Genomic DNA, 21,280 nt, shown 5'->3' on the forward strand with positions numbered 1-21,280 from the left:
ACCTGACGCAACCATTCCGAATTTCGGACAACCCATTGACGTGACGTATCCGACTGATCACTCTTGGGAGCAGCTCTCCGTTGCGAGGGGACGCCGAGGGAACACCCGAACGCCACTGCGGTGCTGCTGTCCAGGGGGATCGTGTCAGCAGGGGGGCCGTGGTACGTCGATCGCGCGGTGGCTCCTTGGCGAGTGCGGTGGGCTTTGCGCGGGTTCAGGGCCCGTGCTTCGCGATTGGATGGCGGCGGGCCGTGCCGTGCTCGGGGTGCGTGCGGTCCGCCGTCATCCAATTCGTCCACGTCGAGGGGCCGGTTCCGGTCACCCGCCGGCCGGGCCGCCCGCCCGTCAGTGTGACTGTTCCACTGATCGGAAGGTGCGCCGGTACGCGCTCGGTGCGACGTCCAGGCGCCCGCGCAGTCGCAGCCGGAGCGAGGCCGCCGTGCCGAAGCCGGACTCCCGGGCGACCTGATCGATCGTCATGTCCGAGCTCTCCAGCAGCTGGCGGGCGCGCTCGGTGCGCTGCACCGTGAGCCACTCGCCCGGACTGCTGCCGGTCTCCTCGCGGAACCGCCGGGTGAAGGTCCGCACGCTCATGCCCGCCCGGTCGGCGAGCCGGCGCAGGGGGAGCGGTTGGTCCAGGTGTTCCAGCGCCCAGGCGCGGACGGCCGCGGCACCGGCGCCCGTGTCGACGGCCGGGTGGGGGACTTCCACGTACTGTTTCTGGCCGCCCTCGCGCCACGGCGGCACCAGGCAGGAACGGGCCACCGCGTTGGCCACCGCGCTGCCGTGGTCACGGCGCACGATGTGCAGGCAGAGGTCGATGCCGGCCGCCACCCCGCCCGAGGTGAGCACGTCGCCGTCGTCCGTGAACAGGACGTCCGGATCGAGCCGGACCTTCGGGTACAGGGCGGCGAACCGCTCGGTGTAGCGCCAGTGGGTGGTGGCCGGGCGCCCGTCCAGCAGGCCGGCGGCCGCCAGTACGAAGGAACCGGTGCAGATCGACACCAGCCGGGTGCCCGGCCGGATCCTGGCGAGGGCGGCGGTCAGGGCGGGGCGGAGGTCGGCGTCGACCTGCCGCGGGCCCGGGTCGGCGGAGGCCGGGAGCACCACGGTGTCGGCCCACTCCAGGAGTTCGGGCCCGTGGTCGACGGCGACCCGGAAATCCGTACTGGTGGGGACGGGCCGGCCGTCCACGGTGCAGGTGGCCACCTGGTAGTGCGGGACGCCGTCGGCGTCCTTGGCCGACTCGAAGATCCTTGCGGGGATGCCCAGTTCGAAGGCGATCACCCCGTCGAGTGCCAGTACCGCGACCTTGTGCGCCACCGCGTCCGTCCTTCCGTTCTCCGTCGGCCGCCCCGGCGTCCGGCGAGCGGTGCCCGAGGTCCGGTGTCCGGGGTCCGATGCGGGTTTGCGTTCCCCGGCCCCACGGCCGGGGCCGGCGACCAGCGTACGCCGGGCCGCTGGCCTGATTCTTGCGAAAGCTGGCAGTCAGGCCACTCGTGGTGATTCGCACGGTTGGGGAGACTCGGCCGGGTGAACGAACGCAACGCCCCCACACCGGGCCCCGCCCCCACACCGGGCCCCGCCCCCACACCGGGCCCCGCCCCCACACCGGGCCCCGCTATCGCCCCGGGTCCCGCTGCCGCCCCGGGCGCCGCCCTCACGAAGGGCCCCGTTGCCGGCGCCCTCCCGCGGGCGGGCGGGGCCGGCCGGCCCCGGCTGCACTACGCCTGGGTGGTCGCCGCCGTCTCCCTGCTGGTGCTGCTCGGGTCGGCCGGATTCCGTTCCGCGCCCAGCCTGATGATGGACGCGCTGCACAACGAGTTCGGCTGGTCGATGGGGACGATCTCCAGCGCCACCTCGGTCAACCTCGCCCTCTACGGCCTCACCGCCCCCTTCGCCGCCGCCCTGATGGACCGTTTCGGCGTCCGTCTGGTGGTGGTCTGCGCGCTGCTGACCATCTCGGTCGGCTCCGGGCTCACCATGCTGATGCGCGAGCCCTGGCAACTGGTGCTCTGCTGGGGCGTGCTGGTGGGCCTGGGGAGCGGTTCGATGGCCGGTGCGTTCGCCACCACCGTCACCGGGCGCTGGTTCCGCGCCCGCCAGGGGCTGGTCACCGGTGTCCTCACGGCCGCCGGCGCGGCCGGCAACCTGATCTTCCTGCCGGTCGGCGCCTGGCTGGTCGAGCAGCACGGCTGGCGCTCGGCGGTCGTCGTCGTGTCGCTGGCGGCCAGTGCCGTCGCCGTCCCGGTGCTGCTGCTGATGCGCGAGCGGCCCGCCGACCTCGGCCTGTTCCCGTACGGCGCGACGGAGGCGCCGCCCGCGCCGGCGGCGGACAACCGGGCGCTGGCCCGCTCGTTGCGGGTGCTCCGGGAGGCGTCCCGCAGTCGCGCCTTCTGGCTGCTCGCGGCCTCCTTCGCGATCTGCGGCGCGACCACCAACGGCCTGGTCGGCACCCACTTCATCCCGGCCGCCCACGACCACGGCCTGCCCGTCACCACGGCGGCGAGCCTGCTGGCCCTGATCGGGATCTTCGACGTGATCGGGACGATAGCCAGCGGCTGGTTCACCGACCGCTTCGACTCCCGGACCCTGCTGGTCTCCTACTACGCGCTGCGCGGGCTCTCGCTGCTCGTGCTGCCGCAGCTGTTCGCGGGCTCGCTGGAGCCGCCGATCCTGGCCTTCGTGATCTTCTACGGCCTGGACTGGGTGGCCACCGTGCCGCCGACCGTCGCGCTCTGCCGCCGGCACTTCGGCGACGACGCGCCGATCGTCTTCGGCTGGGTGCTGGCCTGCCACCAGCTCGGCGCGGCCGCGGTGGCCGGGCTGGCCGGCCTCGCCCGGGACGCCCTCGGCACCTACGACCTCGCCTGGTACGCGGCCGGCGGGCTCTGCGCGGTCGCCGTGGTGCTCTGCCTGGCCCTGCGGGGGTCCACCGCCGGCCGGCCGGCCGCGGTCCTCGCGCCGTGAGCCCGTCGTGACCGGCGGCTAGGCTCGGCGGTCATGACGCTTGCCTTCACCCTCGACCCCGAGCCCGGCCCCGAGCTGTGCTCCGACATCGTCCGGCTCTGGACCGACGTCACCAACGCCGGCGGCGCGGTCGGCTTCGTGGCGCCGGTCACGGCGGACGAGGTCTGGAAGACCGCCGACGCGCAGTTCGCCGGCATCGCGCCGGCCGGGCCGGACCGGCTGCTGATCGCCCACGAGGTGGAGAGCGGCCGGCTGGCCGCCCTGCTGTTCTTCGACTCCATGCGGTTCGGCCTGATGGAGCACTGGCGGATGCTCAAGCGCGTCATGGTCCACCCGGACTTCCAGGGGCGCGGTTACGGCGCCGACCTGATGGCCGAGGCCGAGCGGGTGGCCCGGGCCTGGGGACTGGAGGGGCTGCGGCTGACCCTGCGCGGCGGCCTCGGCCTGGAGACCTTCTACGGCCGCTGCGGCTACACCGAGGTCGGGAGGGTCCCCGCCGCGATCCGGGTGGCTCCCGGGGACGACCGCGACGACGTCACGATGTGGCTCGACCTGCGCTGACGGCAGGGGCCGCCCGGACGCCGGCGGCGGGGGACGGGTGACCCGTTCCCCGCGCCGTCCGTCGGGCATGCTTCACTGGGAGACCGGCCCGGTCCCCGCGCAGACTAAGGATGTGTCCTCCGTGAGCAGCAAGGTGAGCAACAAGTCCCACGCGACGCTCCGTTACACCTCCATGCGGGTCAGCATCTTCCTCGGTTGCCTGCTGGCCGCCCTGCTGCTGGGCCACTTCCAGGTCATCCCGGTCAAGGGGCAGAGCGGCGCGATCTTCCTGTTCCTGGTGGCCGCCGTGGTCTCGGCGCCGCTGAGCTACGTGCTGCTGAGCCGGCAGCGCGACGACATGTCGGCCCAGATCTCCGGCCGGGTCGACGGCATCCGCAACCGGACGGCCGCGCGGATCGCCAGCCAGAACGCCGAGGAGGACGCGGCCGACGACGCCGCGCGCGCGACCGCCCTGCAGGGCTGATCCGCTCCGCCGCCGTGCCCGCCCCCGATCCCGAGCCGTCGCCGCCCGAGCCGTCGGCCGAGCCGTCGGCCGAGCCCGCCCCGTCGCGGGGCGAGAGCGTCAGCGGTACCTGGCCGGCCCCGGTCCGCAAGCCCACCGGGCGGGACGTGGCACGGCTCGCCGGGGTCTCGCAGGCCACCGTCTCGCTGGTGTTCTCCGGCTCCGAGGCCGGCCGCCGGGTCTCGGACGCCACCCGTGAACGCGTCCGGGAGGCGGCCCGCGGCCTCGGCTACCGCCCGCAGGCGGCCGGCCGGCAACTGCGTCTCGGTCGCAGCGGCATGATCCTGCTGGCCGTGCCGAACATCCTCGGACCGTTCTTCGGCCGGGTGCTGGAGGGCGTCCACGAGGAGGCCGGCCGGCACGGCCTGGCCGTCGTGGTCAGCTCCGGCTGGGGGAGCGCCACGCTCGCCGACGCGGCGACCACCAGCCGCTTCGACGGCCTGCTGATCTGCTCCCCGGACGACAGCCAGCTCGGTGCGCTGCCCTCCGACACCCCCGCCGTCTTCCTGGACGCCGACCCCGGCACCGACCGGGCCCGCCCGACCGTCGAGCTGGACGTGGCCGGCGGGATGCGCGCCGCCGTCGAGCACCTGGCCGGGCTGGGCCACCGGCGGATCGGCCGGCTGCGTTCCACCCACTCCGCCTACACCTTCCGGGTCCGCCAGGCCGCGTTCGAGCGGGCCGCCGAGGCGTTCGGCCTGGAGGTGGTCGAGCTGGGCGTCAGCCTCAACGAGGGCCAGCCCGCCGCCCGCACCGCCGCCCGCCTGCTGCTGGAGCGCCCGGACCGTCCGCACGCGGTGATCTGCGACGACGACGTGGTGGCGTCCGGGGTCTACCAGGCGGCCGCCGAACTGGGCCTGCGCGTCCCGGCGGACCTCTCGGTGGTCGGGATCGACAACATCCCGGTGGCCGAGCTGCTCACCCCGCCGCTCACCACCGTCGACCTGCCCGGCGAGGAGCTGGGCCGGGCCGGGGTCGCCGCCCTCGCGGACCTGCTGCGCGGCGAGCCGGTCGCGCCGGTGCCGCCGCTGGCGACCTCGCTGGTGCTGCGTTCCTCGACGGCGGTCGCGACCACCGCCGGCGGCTCGGCTCCCGGAAGCGTCCGTTCGGATTAGTTCGAACGAGTGAAATACCGTCAGACTGTCTCGTGCCGCACCGCCGGGCGAATTAACAGACGATGAGATTTCGCCATGCGGACGCTCCGATCCAGACCTCCACGCCTGCCACGCCTGGCACGGCTTGCCGCCGCCCTCGGGCTGCTCGGCGGCACCCTGCTCACCGGCACCCTCGGTGCCCCGACCGCCGAGGCCGCCGTCACCTTCACCAAGACGGTCGACAAGGCCACCCCGGCGCCGGGCGAGAACGTCACCTACACCCTGCGCTACACCTGCTCGGTGACGGACTGCGCCAACGGGCTCATCACCGACACCTTGCCGGCCGGGATGGAGTTCGTCGGCTGGACCCCGGACCCGTCGACGGTCGATGTCGCCGGATCGACCGTGCCCGCCGCCGGCACCGTCGGCGCCACCATGACGATCAAGCTCAAGGACCTCACCCCGGGCACCACCGCCACCATCACGGTCGTGCTCAAGTACCCCAACTTCTCCACCGCGAACGGGACGCGGAGCACCAACTCCGCCACCCTCACCGCCGACGGCGAGCAGCCACTGACCGGGACCGCCGACACCACCGCGGTCGTCCAGCCCGCCTACACCGTCACCAAGGGCGTCCAGGGCAGCAGCCAGGACGGCCGGCTGGTGACCTACCAGTTCAGCGCCTGCTCCAACACGGGCGTGCCCAACGTCGACCTGGACGCCAGCCGGCTGGTGGACACCCTGCCGGCGGGCGCCGTCGTCGACACCGGCCGTTCGCCCGGCTGGGTCCAGAACCCGCCCGGCTCCACCACCTGGGTCTACGACAACGGGGCCTTCCGGGCCGGGAACGGCCAGGCCGGCTGCCGGATTCCCGGCGTGCTGGTCGTCTACTACCCCGAGGACGCCTTCCCCAGCGGCACCACCGCGCCCAACGACGTGGTGCTCAAGGGCGACCCGCTCGGCGCCGAGCCCGAGCGCGACCTCTCCACCGCCGACACCATCACCCCGGTCTTCCAGCCGCCCGTCACCGGCGTTCAGGTCTCCGCCTCCAAGGTGTGGCAGAGCGCGGTGTCCGGGGACATCGCCTCCTTCAGCCTCCGCCCCGACAACGTGGCCGCCCCCGTCACCAGCCTGGTGATGACCGACCCCGGCAGCGGCACCACCGCCGACCTCTACAACTGGCTCGCCCCGCAGTCCATCCAGCTCGAGGCGTGGAACCCGACCTCGATCGGCCTGCTGCTGGAGTACCGCCTCGACGGTGACGCCGGCTGGCTCCCGTTCACCCCGGGCAGCCCCTTCGACGGCTCCTCCTCCCGCCGCGTCACCTTCGCGCAGGGGGCCGGCGACCCGGCGGGTGACGTCCTCGGCATCCCGGCCGGCCGCCGGCTGGACGGCCTGAGGTTCACCTGGACCGGTCCGATCCCCACCGGCTGGAGCCCCGGCAGCGGCGTCCAGGTGCTCGCCCAGGTGATCACCCCCGGTCTCGACGGCCGGCCCGCGCCGGTGCCGCTGCACAACTGCGTCGACGTCCTCGGCACCGACGCCGGCGGCGTGACCTCGGCCGCGAGCGCCTGCGCGGACTCCACCGTCACCGCCGCCACCAACCTGGGCGCGGCGAAGACCACCGTCGCCGGCGCGGTGCTGTCGCCCGGCGCGACCGCCACCTTCCAGGTGATCCCCTACAACCACACCGGCCGCACCCTCGACCGCCCGCTCGTCCTCTATGACCTGCTCCCGCCCGGCATGGTCTACGTCGAGGGCTCCGCGCGCCGCGACACCGGCTGGCCCGACTCGGTGGCGCCCTCCGAGGTCGCCGTCCTGCCCGGCCCCGACGGCCGCCAGCTGCTGAGGATGACCTGGCCCGCGGGCAGCCCGGACATGACCTACCTGCACGACAACCTCGCCTACCGGACCCTGATCGACGTCCAGGTGGCCGGCAGTGCCCGGCCCGGTGAGCTCACCAACGACGTCTACGTGACGGCCGACGGCTCCGGTCCGCCGGTGGCCTGCTTCTACTACGGCAACGACACCGGTGTCGTCGACACCCGGGACCTCGACCGCGACGGCGACACCACCGAGACGCTCTGCCACGCGTCCTCGCAGGTGGAGGTGCAGGTGCCGGCCGTGCTGCGGGCCTACAAGGAGGTCAAGGGCGACCGGGACGCCGACTACGGCAGCACCGGCACGGCCACCCCGGGCGGGCAGATCTCCTACCGGATGACCGTCCGCAACGACTCCCCGGACCCGGTGACCGACTTCGTCGCCTACGACAAGCTGCCGGTCCCCGGCGACGGCTACGTGCTGCGCCCCGACACCCCGCGCGGCTCCGCCTGGACACCGTCACTGGTGCAGCCGCTGGTCGCGAGCGATCCGACCGTGGTGATCGAGTACACCACCTCCGCCAACCCCTGTCTGCCCGGCGAGTTCGCCGTGCCCGGGCCGTGCGACGCCGGTGCGCAGTGGAGCGGCACGTTCCCCGGACCGGGGGCGGCGACCTGGTTCCGGGTGCGTCGGCCCGGCGCGCTGGAGTCCGGCGGCCAGTTCACGCTCACCTGGTCGATGACCGCGTCGATCGACGCCGGGGAGGCCGACTTCGCCTGGAACAGCTTCGCCTACTCCGCGACCGACGCCGAGGGCCGGCCACTGCTGCCCGCCGAGCCCGCCAAGGTCGGCGTCGGCGTGGAGTGGCCGACCCCGCCGGACAACGCGCTCGGCGACTTCGTCTGGAACGACCTGAACAAGGACGGCGTGCAGCAGCCCGGCGAACCCGGTCTGCCCGGCGTACGGGTCGAACTGCTGGACGGCTCCGGCCGGGTCCTGCGGGACAAGGACGGCAAGCCGGTCCAGACGGTGACCGACGCGAGCGGGCACTACCTGTTCGAGCGGCTGCCGGACGGCGAGTACGCCGTCCGCTTCGACCTGGCGACGCTCCCGAAGGACGCCACGGTGACGCGGCGGGCGGCCGGGACCGACCCGGCCCTGGACTCCGACGCCGACCCGGCGACCGGTGCCACCCAGGTGGTCCGGCTGGCCGGCGGGGCGCGGGATCTCGACCTCGACCTGGGGGTGGTGGTGCCGACGCCTTCTCCGTCGCCATCGCCGTCGCCCACGCCGTCGCCGTCGCCCACGCCTTCTCCGACGCCCACGCCTTCTCCGACGCCCACGCCTTCGCCCACGCCTTCGCCGTCGTGGTCCCCGTCGTGGTCGCCCTCGCCCTCGCCGTCCTCGTCCACGGGTGAGCCCTGGTCGCCGACGCACTCGCCGCGCCCGCCGCACCCGACACCGAGCCACGGCGGCGAGCTGCCCGGCACCGGTGGCGGGGTCGGCACCCTCGCGGCCCTGCTCGGCGCGGCCGTCCTCGGCGCGGGCCTGCTGCTCCTCCTGGTCGCCCGGGGAGGCCCTGGCCGCCACAGCTGATCGAGGTCCGGGCCACCCTGACGGGTGAGCCCGGAGAGAAGTGATCGCGCCCGTCGGCCAGACCACCCGGTCCGACGGGCGCGATCACGTCCTGGGGGGTGGGGCTCAGCCCACCGGTACCGGCTGCGCCACCGCGGCCACCGGCAGCGGCTGGAACCAGCGGCGGGTGCCGAACAGCAGCAGCCCGCCCAGACCGATCCCGCCGGCCGCGCAGAGCGCCACCGGCCGCAGCGAGCCCTCCGCGAGGTTGCCGGAGACGGCGTAGCCGAGCGAGTTGCCGGTCGCGAACAGCGTCACCAGCCAGGCGAAGGCCTCGGTGACCGTGCCGACCGGGGCCAGCTCCGCGACCAGGACGAACGCGGCCGCCAGCAGCGGCGCCAGCCCGACCCCGGACAGGAAGGCCAGCGCGGCCATCGCGTACGGCCCGGGCAGCAGAACCAGGGGCAGGTAGGTGAAGGCCATCCCGAGCGCCATCACCCAGGTGCGGGTCGCCGTGCTGCTGCGCCACCGGACCGCCCCGTACCCGAGCGCGCCGAGCAGTCCGCCCAGCGCGGCCAGGGCCAGCAGCGTCCCCGCGCCGCCCGGCAGACCGCCCGCGTGCGCCTCCGCGTAGGCGATGAACAGGACGTTCTGGGCGCCGACCGCCCAGCCGGCGCCGGCCAGGCCGACCAGCAGCAGGACCAGACCCGGGGAGCGGAGCGGACCGAGCAGGCCGGCCGAGTGCGCGCGCGGCGGTGCCTGCCAGGACCGGGCCGGTCCGGCGGTGGCCACGACCAGGGCCCCGGCCAGCCCCAGCCCGGCCGCCACCCAGAGCGCCGCGACCGGGCTGAACACGCCCGCGATCCCGGCCACCGCGAGCGGGCCGGCCACATAGAGGATCTGCTGCGAGGCGGAGTCGAAGGCGTACGCGGTGTCGAGCTGCTCCTCGTCGACGACATCCGGCCAGAGCGAGCGCAGGCAGGGTTCGAGCGGCGGCATCGCCAGTCCGGCGATCGCGGCGCCGACCGGCGCGGCCAGCGCCGAGCCAGGCGCGAGCGCCAGCAGGGCGTACCCGCCACCCGCGACCACGGCGGACAGGAGCAGGACCCGCGGCTGCCCGGTGCGGTCCACGATCCGGCCCAGCACCGGACCGCCCACGGCGGCCGAGATCGCGTAGGCGGCGGTGGCCAGCCCGATCCGGCTGTAGGGGGTGCCGGCCTCGCGCAGGGCCAGCGCGATCACCAGGGCGGTCATGCCGGCGGGCAGGCGGCCGAGCAGGGTGCCGAAGAGCAGACGGCTGACGTGCGGGGCGCGGAGCAGGGCGAGATAGCCCATGGACGGTTCTCCGGGTCGGGGCAGGGGTGGGTGGCGGCTGCCGTCCAAGTTATACGTATAACCGCTGAGCGGTCAATCGGGCCGTCCGGAAGATCTGATGGTGCGTCAGCCTCGTTCGTGTCCGGATTTACCCTTGCGCGGTCCACATCTCAAACAAGTACTTTGAACATCTCAAACCTTTACTGCTAACGTACCGGCCATGACCACCTCAGGAGCAGCTCGGATGCACGGCCTGGGCTCACTGCCCACCGCCGCCCGCGCCTGCCGCCTGACGGGTGCCGTGGACAGCCCGCGCCGTTGTCGTGCCATGAGCTGTATCCAGGCGGCACGCCCCTGACGGGGCCGAGTCCTCCCCGTCCGGCCCACCCGCCGTGCCGCCTTCCTCGCCTCACCTCACCGTCAGCAACGCCCTCCCCGGAGCCGCACCGTCATGTCCACAGCGCCTGAGGCGACCTCGTCGCCGTCCGTGCTCGCCAGAATCCGCAAGACCCCGTTCTGGGTCCAGATCGTCGCCGGCCTCGTGCTCGGTGTCGGCCTCGGCTACCTGGCCCGCGCCGCCGACATCTCCTGGCTGGCCACCACCCTGGAGACCATCGGCAAGATCTTCGTCCAGCTGCTCAAGCTGGCCGTCCCGCCGCTGGTGTTCACCGCGATCGTGGTGTCCGTCGCCAACCTGCGCAACGTCACCAACGCGGCCCGGCTGGCCGCCCGGACGCTGCTCTGGTTCCTGATCACCTCGCTGATCGCCGTCGCGATCGGCCTCGGCCTGGGCCTGCTGACCAACCCGGGCCAGGGCACCGACCTGAAGACCGAGGGCCTCAAGGCGCCGAAGTCCACCGGTAGCTGGATCGACTTCCTGACCGGCATCTTCCCGACCAACATCGTCACGGCCTTCACCGAGGTCGAGGTCCTCCAGATCGTCTTCCTGGCGGTCGTGACCGGCGCGGCGATCATCAAGCTGGGCAGCAAGGCCGAGCCCGTCCTCAAGCTCAGCGAGTCCGTCCTGGAGCTCGTCCAGACCGCCCTCTGGTGGATCATCCGGCTCTCCCCGCTCGGCACCCTGGGCCTGATCGGCAAGTCCGTCGCCAAGTACGGCTGGGACCTGCTGAAGCCCTTCGCCACGCTGACCATCGACGTCTACGTCGGCTGCGCGCTGGTGCTGTTCGTGGTCTACTCCCTGCTGCTCAAGTTCGTCGGCGGCCTCAACCCGGTGAACTTCTTCAAGGGCGCCTGGCCCGCCATCCAGCTGGCCTTCGTCTCCCGCTCCTCGGTCGGCACCCTGCCGGTCACCCGCCGCGTCACCGAGCGCCTCGGCGTCCCGAGCGAGTACGCCTCGTTCGCCGTGCCCTTCGGCGCGACCACCAAGATGGACGGCTGCGCCGCGATCTACCCCTCGCTGGCCGCGATCTTCGTCGCCCAGGTCTACGGCATCGACCTCGGCATCAAGGACTACCTGCTGATCGCCTTCGTCTCGGTGATCGGTTCGGCCGCCACGGCCGGTCTCACCGGCGCGATCGTGATGCTGACCCTGACCCTCTCCACCCTGGGCCTGCCCCTGGAGGGCGTCGGCCTGCTGCTCGCCATCGACCCGATCCTCGACATGGTCCGCACCGCGACCAACGTCGCCGGTCAGGCCGTCGTGCCGGTCCTGGTGGCGGCCCGCGAGAAGACCCTCGACCTGGTCGCCTACAACAACCCGCACGGTGACCTGTACGAGGACGCCCCCGCGGTCACCATCCCGGCGCAGGCCTCCGCGAAGGCCGCCACGGCCTGACGGCCCCGGACAACGGCGAACGGGCCCTCTCCCCGGCGTGGGGAGAGGGCCCGTTCGCGTTGTTGTTGCCGTTGCTGTTGGTTCGGTGGATCAGCGGATCAGCGGATCAGCTGATCAGCGGCCCGCCGAACCGCCGGCTCACCAGCGGCCGGTGAGCGGGGTGTCGGTGGCCTCGCCGAAGCGGAGGCTGTAGAGCGGCGCGCCGGCGTCCTGGAAGGCGCCGTAGAAGGTCGCCGCGCTCGGCCGGTAGACGCCGACCTTCTCCGTCCCGCTCCCGTTCCAGTCGCCCTTGACCGGGATGTCACCGGTGTTGCCGAACGGGACGGCGTGGTCGATGGCGACCGAGGTGTTGGAGTTGCTCAGGTAGAACCCGTGCGTGCTCGGCCGGTAGATCCCGACGGTGTCCTTGCCGGTGCCGCTCCAGTTGCCCACCATCGGGATGTCGCCGACGTCGCCGAGCTGGACGGCGAGGGCGACGGTCGCGTTGTCGTTGGTGAGGTAGAAGGTCGCGGCGCTCGGCCGGTAGATGCCGATGGTGTCCCGGCCCTGGCCGGTCCAGTCCCCGACCAGCGGGATGTCGCCGACGTCGCCGAACGGGACGGCGAGGGCGACGGTCGCGTTGTCGTTGGTGAGGTAGAAGGTCGCGGCGCTCGGCCGGTAGATGCCGATGGTGTCCCGGCCCGGCCCGCTCCAGTGCCCCGTCAGTGGAACGTCGTTCGCCGAGCCGAAGGGCACGGCGCTGACGAGGTTGCCGACGCCGTCGGCCAGCGCGTAGGTCTGGTTGCTCGGGCGGTAGATGCCCGGCTGGGTCGGACGGCCGTTCGGCGTGGTGGTGATCTGGACGTCGAGGTAGTCCCGGTCGATGTCGATCTTGACGCCGCCCCAGGTCTCGGTGGCGTTGCCGTCGTACTGGTGGACCCGCTGGCGACCGGCCCAGGCGGCGCTCGGGATCACCGGGTCGTTGGTGTCCGCCGCACCGTTCCACCGGGCGGTGAACAGCGCGTCGGGCATGGCGTAGCCCTTGCCGCTCGCGCCGGCCGCGACCACGTCCGCGATGCCGGTCGAGGCGCTGCTGTAGACGCCCGAGTTGTAGCCCAGCGCGTGGAGTTCGGTGGTCCAGGCGTGCAGGAACTGCTGCACCGCGACGGAGTACGTCGCTACGGTGTAGGACTCCATGTCGTAGTACAGGACGTTGCCCCGGCCGAGGCCGAGGGCGGTGGCCTGCGCGACGGCGTCGTCGGCCGCGGCGGTGCCCTGGGTGGCCGGCGAGGTGATCTTCGAGGCCTGGACGCCGACGTACACCGGCATGAAGCGCCAGCCGGCGTTGTACTGCTGCTGCACCCAGGAGGACGTCAGGTTGGGCTGGCTGCAGGCCCGGGCGGCCCCGCCGATGTAGATGCCGACGGCCTGGTAGGGGGAGTTGGCGCGCCAGGTGCTCATCGCGGCGGAGTCGGGTGCCGTGCAGGCGTCGAAGCCCTTGCCCGTGTACCTGGTCGCGTCGGCCGGCAGCGGGGCCGGGGCGGCCGCGGGTGCGGCAGCGGCGGACTCGGCGGCCGGGGCTCCGGCGGCAGGGGCGCCGGCGATCGGGGAGGACGGCTTGGTGGTCCGGGCGGACCCCGGCTTCTTCGCCGCGTCGGCGGGGAACCCGGCCGAGGCGAGGATCGTCCGGACCAGCGCCTGGTCGTCACCGTACACACCGGTGGCCGTGACGCCCGGAGCGGTGGCGCGGACCTCGCGCTCGATCTCCGACACGGTCGTGGCGGACGGGGCACCGTCGGTGCCCGGCTGCACGACCAGGGCCTCGGTCCGGCCCACCAGGTGCGCGGGGCAGTCCTGGCGGGACCCGGGGGTGCCCAGGTAGACGGCGTGCTGGTCGAAGCGGACACAGGCCGTCGGATCGGCCGTCAGGTCGATGACCGGCCAGTCGGCCGGCACCGTGAACGCGTGGCCGAGGTAGGAGACGATCTTGGTGGGGACCGGCGACGGGCCGGGCGTGGCCTGCGCCGATCCCAGACTGCCGACGGACAGGAGCGCCGTCGCGCCGAGGGCGGTGAGTATTCGGCGGCGGGCGCCGGAATGCATGGTGATGTCATTCTCCCTGTGGGAAGCGAGGCGGGGCCCGCGCGGTGCCGGGCCCACGACTGGTCCCGCGCCCGGGTACCGGTCGTCGGACCGAGGGCACGGCAGCACAGCATAAGGATCACGGCTGACAGATCGACAACGGCTTTCCGCTCGCGCCGGACCGCCCGGTCCGGCACCGGCGCCGTAGCGGCGCGCCGGTGGTCCGGCTCCGGTGGCAGGGCTCCCCGGGCGGACGGGGGACCACGAAGGGCCCTTGCGCCGCAGGGCCGAGGGCACTTCCGCAGGTCGGGCGCGAGAAGCGGAGCCGCCGGCCGCCACGACGACGCCGGGTGACGGGTCCGGGCCGGGGCGGGCCGGCCGGGGGAGGGGAGCACCACGGGCTGCCCGAACCGCCAGGGCGAACTCGGCGAGTTGGCCGGTTCGTTGCGCCGTCGGCCGGAAGTGGTCTGGTCGCGCTGCCCGGTCTGCGACTGGATCGGCCGCCGCCGGAACGGCGCGGACCCGGAGCTGCGGACACCGCACCGCTACCGGGGGCGCGACGCGATCCGCTGGTGGTGCGGCGGCGGCGACCACGGGTACGAGGAGGCCGCCGAGCCGAGCCACGGGCACGGCAGGCCGGGGCGGCTGGTCACCGATCTATGCCTCGACTGCGGTCGGGCGGGGACGTGGTTCCGGGCGGATGCCGACGGCAGTCCGACGAAGGCCGTTCCCTGAGCGTCCGTCAGGCGCTCGGTTCGGACCGGCTCCAGGGGGAGGAGGAGCGTCCGGGGGGGGGAGGGCCGCCCGGGGAGGAAGGGCGAAAGGCAGGGGGCCCGGCAGACGGCCGGGCCCCCTTGGGTACTGCTCTTGTGCTCATGATGACGGCCGCGGGGGCCGTCTGCGGACCCGAGGGGTCCCGAGCGATCAGGTCATCAGAGGATGATCAGATAGCGGTAACGTTCTCCGCCTGCGGGCCCTTCGGACCCTGGGTGACGTCGAAGCTGACCGCCTGGTTCTCCTCCAGCGAGCGGAAACCGTTCGCGTTGATGGCGGAGTAGTGGACGAAGACGTCGGGGCCGCCGCCCTCCTGGGCGATGAAGCCGAAGCCCTTCTCAGCGTTGAACCACTTGACGGTTCCCTGAGCCATGCCGTTCTCCTTGCGAGGGACGTATTGGGGACCACACCGTGTGGCGCCCGGTCCGCTGCGCTGATCGCCCTGCCTCCGGACGGGTCCGGAGTTTTTCGATATTGCTGAAAAACTACAAAAAGCCTGCGGTTACATGCTCCGCAGGCTTCAAGTACTGCAAGGGGAATCAAACTGCAACTGAGGGCAACGCTAGCATGCGGCTGCTGTGACGACCAGGGGTGACTTACAGGCCGGACAGGGCGTGTCGTAAGGCCGGTGCGAGGCTTCCGGAACGGCAGGCATACCCTGCGGAGAGGCGCACGAACAGCAAGGGAGCGGCCCAGTGGTGGTACCGGAGGCGGAAACGCAGGAGTCCCGGGAGAACCCCCCGGTCAGGCCGCGGGTCGGGCATATTCAGTTCCTGAACTGCGTACCCCTCTACTGGGGGCTGGCCAGGACCGGCAATCTGCTCGACCTGGACCTCACCAAGGACACCCCGGAGAAGCTCAGCGACCAGTTGGTCGGCGGCTCCCTCGACATCGGCCCGATCACCTGCGTCGAGTACCTGCGGCACGCGGACCAGCTGCTGGTGCTCCCCGACATCGCGGTCGGCAGCGACGGCCCGGTGATGTCCTGCGTCATCGTCAGCAAGGTCCCGCTGGCCGAGCTGGACGGCCGCCGGGTCGCCCTCGGCTCCACCAGCCGGACCTCGGTGCGACTGGCCCGGCTGCTGCTGGAGGAGCGCGAGGGAGTGCAGCCGGAGTACTTCAGCTGCCCGCCCGACCTGGACGCCATGCTCGCCGAGGCCGACGCCGCCGTGCTGATCGGTGACCCGGCCCTGCGGGCCTACCTGGGGCAGGCGGCCGCCCAGGGCCTGGTGGTGCACGACCTCGGGGCGATGTGGAAGGAGTGGACCGGCCTGCCGTTCGTCTTCGCCGTCTGGGCCGCCCGCCGCGACTTCGCCGAACGCAGTCCCGAGCTGACGGCGGCGGTGCACCGGGCCTTCCTGGAGTCCCGGGACCTCTCGCTGGTCGAGGCCGGCGCGGTCGCCGAGCACGCGGCCCGCTGGGAGCAGTTCGACGCCGGGGTGCTGGAGCGCTACTTCAGCGAGGCACTGGACTTCTCGCTCGGTGAGCGGCAGCTCGCCGGTATGGCCGAGTTCGCCCGCCGGGTCGCCCAGGACAGCGGCTTCGCCCCGGACGTCACGGTCCGCCTGCTGGAGCCGGCGCCGGTGGTGGTCTGACCATCTGACCGTCTGGTCGTCTGCTCGTCCTCGGCGTGCGCGCTGTCCGCTTGTCCGCTCTTCTGTGCGAAGTGGGCGCCGTGCGCTTCGGGTGGGCGACGGGCGGCATCGGGCCGGCGGCACCCCGGGAGAAACGGGGCCGCCGGCCCGGCTGTGCGTCCTGTCCGGTGCGGGGCGCCGCTTGTCCCCCTCCCGCCCCGTGCGGCCCGGTAGCGTCTGCACGCGAGATCCGTGACGTCGGCGGCGCCCGTAGGCGCTGACGACGGCCGGGCGGCCGAGGGGAGCGTGCGGGATGCGGGCACTGGGGGCGGACGACCCGCGACAGGTGGGCGGGTACCGGCTGCTGAGGCGGCTCGGCGCGGGCGGAATGGGCCGGGTCTACCTGGGCCGGACGGCCGGCGGCCGCACGGTGGCCGTCAAGCTGGTCCGCGGCGAGCTCGCGGAGGACGCCGAGTTCCGGGCGCGATTCCGTCAGGAGGTCGCCGCCGCCCGCCGGGTCGGCGGCGCCTGGACGGCGCCCGTGCTGGACGCGGACACCGAGGGCGAGCACCCCTGGGTGGCCACCGGCTACGTCGCCGGTCCCGCGCTCGGCGCCGCCGTCGGGGACTTCGGGCCGCTGCCCGAGCAGGCCGTACGGGCCCTGGGCGTCGGGCTCGCCGAGGCGCTGACCCATGTGCACGGCCTCGGGCTGGTGCACCGGGACGTCAAGCCCTCCAATGTCCTGCTGACCCTGGACGGGCCGCGCCTGATCGACTTCGGCATCGCCCGCGCGCTGGACGCGACCAGCGGCTTCACCCAGTCCGGCTACGTGGTCGGCTCGCCCGGTTTCATGTCGCCGGAGCAGGCGAACGGACAGCCGGCCGGCCCGCCGAGCGACGTCTTCTCGCTGGGCGCGGTGCTCGCCTTCGCGGCCACCGGTGTGCAGCCCTTCGGCGAGGGGGTGAGCGTGGCGGTCCTGCTCTACCGGGTCCTGCACGAGGAGCCGGACCTCGCCGGGCTCGCCGGGTCGCTGCGCCCGGTCGTGCGGGACTGCCTGGCCAAGGACCCGGCCGCCCGCCCGACTCCGTGGCAGCTCCGGGACCGGTTGGACGCCGACGGCGCGGTCACCGTCCGGCTGGGGCGGGGTGGCTGGCTGCCGCCCGCGCTGGCGGCGGGGGTCGGCCGCAGCGCGGTCGAACTGCTCGACCTGGAGCTCGACCTGGAGGGGGAGGGGGACGCGGGGGGAGCCGATGCCCCGGCGGGCCCCGCGTCGGCGGGTGGTGCACAGGCGGGTGGTTCGGCGGGGGGTGTTCCTGCGGCGGGCGGTTCACCGGGCCGGACGCCGACCGATCGGGTGCCGGTCGACCGAGTGCCGTACGACCACGTGCCGTACGACCACGTGCCGTACGACCGAGTGCCGCACGACAGGACGCCGACGGAGCCGGCGGGGTCGAGGGCGGGGTCGACGGCGGGGCGTCGGACCGGGACCGCGCTGGTGGTCGCGGTGGCGGTCGCCCTGGTGCTCTCGGCCGGCGGGTACGGCCTCTACCGGGGGTTCGGGGGCGACGCGGTCCAGGAGCGCACGCCCAGCTCCGGACCGACCGTCACGGCGTCGTTCAGCTGGTCGGCGACCGCGAGCTCCACCACGTCCACGTCCACCACCACCCTGCCCGCCGGCCAGGCACCCCCGCCGGGCACCGCCGCCGGCCCGAGCGTCGTACCGCCCGCCTTCCTCGGCACCTGGCGCGGGGAGATGACCACCGACAAGGGCCTGCCCGCCGGTACGACCACGCTGGTGATCGGCCCGGCCGCGATCGGGCAGGAGAACACCACCAGTCGCAACGCCGTCTCCGGGCTGATCTCGGTCAGCTGCGAGGGCGCCTGGACGCTGGACTCGGTGTCGGAGGGGAAGCTGGTGTTCACCTCCCGGCTGGTCCGCTCCTCGCTGCCGGGGGCGTGCAGCAGCGGCTCCAACGCGGAGACGCTGACCCTGCAGAAGGACAACACCATCCGGTTCGGCTCCGCCGATCCGGCGGCCGGAAACCCGACCGGGACGATGCGGAAAGTGGCCTGACGGCAGAGCGCGAAAGCGCTGGCGTAGGCTGGTTCGGCCGTACCAGGAAGCACGGAAACACGCAGTGGTACCTGGGAACGCGCGGTAGTGCCCGAGAACACGCAGAAGTACCCGAGAGAGAGAAGGCCGCCAGGTGTCCGAGCTCGCAGCGACCACCCTCGATGCGCCCAGCACCGACCTGCAGGCCGTGCTCGACCGGGCGGCCGGCGGTGGCCGGATCAGCCCCGAAGAGGCCCTGGAGCTGTACCGCTCGGCGCCGCTGCACGCGCTCGGCTCGGCGGCCGACGCGGTGCGCCGCCGCCGCTACGCCGGTACCGAGCACATCGCGACGTACATCATCGAGCGGAACATCAACTACACCAACGTCTGCGTGACGGCGTGCAAGTTCTGCGCGTTCTACGTGCCGCCGAAGAGTGACAAGGGCTGGTCCCGCGACCTCGAGGAGATCCTGCGCCGCTGCGCGGAGACGGTCGAGCTGGGCGGCACCCAGATCATGTTCCAGGGCGGGCACCACCCGGACTACGGCGTGGAGTACTACGAGCGCGCCTTCTCGGCGATCAAGGCGGAGTTCCCGCAGCTGGTGATCCACTCGCTGGGCGCGTCCGAGGTCGATCACATGGCCCGGATCTCGGGGGTGCCGATCGAGGAGGCCATCACCCGGATCCACAAGGCGGGCCTGGACTCGTTCGCCGGCGCCGGTGCCGAGCTGCTGCCGGCGCGCCCGCGCAAGGCGATCGCACCGCTCAAGGAGTCCGGCGAGCGCTGGCTGGAGATCATGGAGGCGGCGCACGGCCTCGGGGTGGAGTCCACCTCCACCATGCTGATGGGCACCGGCGAGACCAACGCCGAGCGGATCGAGCACCTGCGGATGATCCGCGAGGTGCAGGACCGCACCGGCGGGTTCCGGGCCTTCATCCCGTACACCTACCAGCCGCAGAACAACAAGCTCCAGGGCTCGACCCAGGCGACCGTCTTCGAGTACCTGCGGATGATCGCGATCGCCCGGCTCTTCCTCGACAACATCGCCCACATCCAGGGCTCCTGGCTGACCACCGGCAAGGAGGCCGGCCAGCTGTCGCTGCACTACGGTGCGGACGACCTCGGCTCGGTCATGCTGGAGGAGAACGTGGTCTCGGCGGCCGGCGCCAAGCACCGGTCCAACCTCACCGAGCTGATCCACCTGATCCGGGCCGCCGACCGCGTCCCGGCCCAGCGCGCGACCACCTACGAGCACCTGCGGGTGCTGGACGACCCGGCCAACGACCCGGTCGACCCGCGGGTCGCCTCGCACATCGCCTCCACGGCGATCGCGGGCGGCACGGCGCACCCCGAGCTGAAGATCCTCAACAACGGCTGACGGCTGATGGCCGATGGCTGACAACTGACAACTCGCAGTGGCCGGCTGACGGTGGCCGGCGACAGCTGACGCCGGTTCCAGCCGGCTGTGCCCATCTGACCGGTGCCGACCCCGCCTTGGTGACCTCGCGATGCTGACACTGCACCGGGCCGCCCTCGTGCTGCCCGACCCGGCCGACCCCACCGCCCCGTCCGTCGCCGACGGGGCGGTGCTGGTGCACGGCGAACTGATCGCCGCCCTCGGCCCGTACGCCGAGCTGGCCGCCGCCCACCCCCGCGCCCGGCTGCGCGACTGGGGCGACGGCCTGCTCACCCCCGGTCTGCGCAACCCGTACGGGCACTGGTTGCTGGAGTACGCGTACCACCCGGACCCGCGTGAGGAGATCGGGGACGCGCCGGTGCCCGGGGGCCTGGTGGGGCCGGTGGGTTCCGGGGAGCCGGTGCGGCCGGTCGACGAGGCGCGCTGTGGTGCGAGCGCCCGGCGCGGGCTGCAGCGGATGCTCGGCTTCGGCGTGACCGCGGTGGCCGGCCCGTTCGAGCGCGCCGCGGTGCGCACGGCGGTGGCCCGGTCGGGGCTGACCGCACTGCCCGGTCCGGCCGGGCTCCCCGGGGCGGAGGGGCCGTTGGATCCGCTCGCCGTGCTGCCGCTCGCGGCGGCGGTGCACGGGCGGCTGGCCGTCGGCGGGCGGGCCGACTTCGCCGTCTTCGGTTCTGCCGGTGCCGCCCGGCCCCGGGACCGTGCCGATGCCGCAGGGGCCGGTGCTGGGTCCGGCGCGGGGGCCGGGGCAGTGTCCGGGGTGGAGTCCGGGGCAGGTCGGCGACCGGTCGGTTGTCTGGCGACGGTGCTGGCCGGGCGGTTGGTGTACCGCCGACGCTGAGCGTCGCCTACTCGTGGGTAGCTGACTCCCGTGCGTCATGCGGGAGTTCCTTCGTGTGCCGTCGAACTGTGCTGTAGGCCATATTGTCTGATTCACCCTTCGCCGTGACCTGAGGGCCCGCCAGCGGATACGATCCCGGTCAGCTCAGTCCGTACCCTCACCACGTACCGCCCGTCCCCACGGGTGGCGGGGCCCCGTCCCAGGCCCCGAAGGCTAGCCAGGACAGGAACCATGCGATCCGCGACCGTCCCCCCGCCGCGTTCCCCGCGGTTGGGCCGTGGCTGGTACCTCACCGCCGTGCTCAGTGCCGTGCTGGCTGTTGGCATGTGCCTGCTCGGCTGGCGCCAGACCGAGCAGGCCGACCGGATCGGCGCGCACCCGGTGAGAGTGGACGGCGTCGTCACCCAGATGCCCACCGGTGGCGGCTCCTACAGCACCGTCAGCTACCGGGCCGCCGGCCAGCAGCACACCGCCGCCGCGCTGCCGCTGGCGGACGGTGCCAAGGTCGGTGACGCGGTCTGCCTGGAGCACGCCGCCGACGACCCCGGCGCGGTCCGGATCTGCGGGGCCACCTACCCGCAGCCGGTCGGCGTCGGGCTGGCCTGGTTCAGCGTGCCGGTGGCCGTACTGCTCTTCCTCGTCTGCGTGCTGCGGATCCGTCGGCACCGCCGGGCGGTCGCCATTCGCAGCGGCAACGGGCGGTTCGCCACCACCGTGGCGCTGGCCACCGGTGCGCTGGCCGAGGGGATGCCCGCGATAACGCAGGGCAAGCGCTCGCGCCGTAAGCGGCGCTCGGGCGGGCGGCGCGGCCTGCACTGAGCCGGCGCGCCGTCGTGCACGCCTTCCTGCGGGCGCCGCCCGGGTGCAGTCCCGGGCGGATCGGCCGGTGGCCGTGCCGGGGGTGGGCGCAGGGCCCGCGCCGGGCTGGTGG

At 73.4% G+C, this 21,280-nt stretch carries 15 protein-coding genes and 2 pseudogenes; 12 read left to right on the forward strand and 5 right to left on the reverse strand.

What is annotated here, in order from left to right; translation table 11 throughout:
* Positions 1 to 345 precede the first annotated feature (345 nt).
* On the reverse strand, positions 346 to 1,323 hold the full coding sequence (locus ACIQTO_RS15040) for a GlxA family transcriptional regulator (protein WP_402388002.1): 978 nt from the start codon (positions 1,321 to 1,323) through the stop codon (positions 346 to 348).
* Positions 1,324 to 1,623: 300 nt separating this feature from the next.
* Between ACIQTO_RS15040 and ACIQTO_RS15045 the strand changes: the two genes are divergently transcribed.
* The 5 genes and pseudogenes from ACIQTO_RS15045 to ACIQTO_RS15065 all read left to right on the forward strand — a co-directional run.
* The gene (locus ACIQTO_RS15045) at positions 1,624 to 2,970 is read left to right on the forward strand and encodes an MFS transporter (protein WP_402388154.1); all 1,347 of its coding nucleotides are present in this window, start codon (positions 1,624 to 1,626) and stop codon (positions 2,968 to 2,970) included.
* 33 nt (positions 2,971 to 3,003) lie between these two features.
* Positions 3,004 to 3,531 carry a GNAT family N-acetyltransferase gene (locus ACIQTO_RS15050; protein ID WP_402388004.1) on the forward strand — a complete coding sequence of 176 codons (528 nt, stop codon included), beginning with the start codon at positions 3,004 to 3,006 and terminating at the stop codon, positions 3,529 to 3,531.
* A 121-nt stretch (positions 3,532 to 3,652) separates the two neighbouring features.
* Entirely contained in the window at positions 3,653 to 3,994 is a 342-nt protein-coding gene (locus tag ACIQTO_RS15055) for a DUF4229 domain-containing protein (RefSeq protein ID WP_402388006.1), read from the forward strand.
* 14 nt (positions 3,995 to 4,008) lie between these two features.
* Positions 4,009 to 5,148: a LacI family DNA-binding transcriptional regulator gene (locus ACIQTO_RS15060; RefSeq protein WP_402388008.1), complete on the forward strand. Its 1,140-nt coding sequence runs from the start codon at positions 4,009 to 4,011 to the stop codon at positions 5,146 to 5,148.
* Between the two features lie 75 nt (positions 5,149 to 5,223).
* Positions 5,224 to 8,184 (forward strand): annotated as a pseudogene (locus ACIQTO_RS15065) (SdrD B-like domain-containing protein); the annotation flags it as partial.
* Positions 8,185 to 8,213: 29 nt separating this feature from the next.
* Here ACIQTO_RS15065 and ACIQTO_RS15070 read toward each other — a convergent pair.
* Positions 8,214 to 8,456, reverse strand: a pseudogene (locus tag ACIQTO_RS15070) (hypothetical protein); the annotation flags it as partial.
* A 193-nt stretch (positions 8,457 to 8,649) separates the two neighbouring features.
* Positions 8,650 to 9,858, reverse strand: a complete 1,209-nt coding sequence (locus ACIQTO_RS15075; RefSeq protein ID WP_402388010.1) for an MFS transporter — start codon at positions 9,856 to 9,858, stop codon at positions 8,650 to 8,652.
* 430 nt (positions 9,859 to 10,288) lie between these two features.
* On the opposite strand from ACIQTO_RS15075, the gene ACIQTO_RS15080 reads away from it, so the two are divergent.
* The gene (locus ACIQTO_RS15080) at positions 10,289 to 11,632 is read left to right on the forward strand and encodes a dicarboxylate/amino acid:cation symporter (RefSeq protein WP_402388012.1); all 1,344 of its coding nucleotides are present in this window, start codon (positions 10,289 to 10,291) and stop codon (positions 11,630 to 11,632) included.
* Between the two features lie 138 nt (positions 11,633 to 11,770).
* On the opposite strand, the gene ACIQTO_RS15085 is transcribed toward ACIQTO_RS15080, so the two are convergent.
* The gene (locus ACIQTO_RS15085; protein WP_402388014.1) at positions 11,771 to 13,714 is read right to left on the reverse strand and encodes a DUF1906 domain-containing protein; all 1,944 of its coding nucleotides are present in this window, start codon (positions 13,712 to 13,714) and stop codon (positions 11,771 to 11,773) included.
* A 411-nt stretch (positions 13,715 to 14,125) separates the two neighbouring features.
* Here ACIQTO_RS15085 and ACIQTO_RS15090 point away from each other — a divergent pair, with 411 nt between their 5' ends.
* On the forward strand, positions 14,126 to 14,428 hold the full coding sequence (locus ACIQTO_RS15090; protein WP_402388016.1) for a hypothetical protein: 303 nt from the start codon (positions 14,126 to 14,128) through the stop codon (positions 14,426 to 14,428).
* Between the two features lie 208 nt (positions 14,429 to 14,636).
* On the opposite strand, the gene ACIQTO_RS15095 is transcribed toward ACIQTO_RS15090, so the two are convergent.
* Positions 14,637 to 14,840: a cold-shock protein gene (locus ACIQTO_RS15095; protein WP_057227626.1), complete on the reverse strand. Its 204-nt coding sequence runs from the start codon at positions 14,838 to 14,840 to the stop codon at positions 14,637 to 14,639.
* A gap of 322 nt (positions 14,841 to 15,162) precedes the next feature.
* Between ACIQTO_RS15095 and ACIQTO_RS15100 the strand changes: the two genes are divergently transcribed.
* The 5 genes from ACIQTO_RS15100 to ACIQTO_RS15120 all read left to right on the forward strand — a co-directional run bounded on the left by ACIQTO_RS15100 (position 15,163) and on the right by ACIQTO_RS15120 (position 21,168).
* A complete protein-coding gene (locus ACIQTO_RS15100; protein ID WP_402388018.1) occupies positions 15,163 to 16,062 on the forward strand; it encodes a menaquinone biosynthetic enzyme MqnA/MqnD family protein in 900 nt (299 codons plus the stop codon).
* A 292-nt stretch (positions 16,063 to 16,354) separates the two neighbouring features.
* A complete protein-coding gene (locus tag ACIQTO_RS15105) occupies positions 16,355 to 18,115 on the forward strand; it encodes a serine/threonine-protein kinase (RefSeq protein WP_402388020.1) in 1,761 nt (586 codons plus the stop codon).
* Between the two features lie 133 nt (positions 18,116 to 18,248).
* Complete coding sequence (gene mqnC / locus ACIQTO_RS15110; protein ID WP_402388022.1) at positions 18,249 to 19,472, forward strand: cyclic dehypoxanthinyl futalosine synthase; 1,224 nt, start codon at positions 18,249 to 18,251, stop codon at positions 19,470 to 19,472.
* Between the two features lie 130 nt (positions 19,473 to 19,602).
* Entirely contained in the window at positions 19,603 to 20,349 is a 747-nt protein-coding gene (locus ACIQTO_RS15115; protein ID WP_402388024.1) for an imidazolonepropionase-like domain-containing protein, read from the forward strand.
* Between the two features lie 231 nt (positions 20,350 to 20,580).
* Positions 20,581 to 21,168 (forward strand): hypothetical protein, encoded by a 588-nt coding sequence (locus ACIQTO_RS15120; RefSeq protein ID WP_402388026.1) that lies wholly within the window; start codon positions 20,581 to 20,583, stop codon positions 21,166 to 21,168.
* The last annotated feature ends 112 nt before the right edge of the window (positions 21,169 to 21,280 follow it).

The sequence above is a fragment of the Kitasatospora sp. NPDC091207 genome (assembly GCF_044768625.1).
Classification (GTDB): Bacteria; Actinomycetota; Actinomycetes; order Streptomycetales; family Streptomycetaceae; genus Kitasatospora.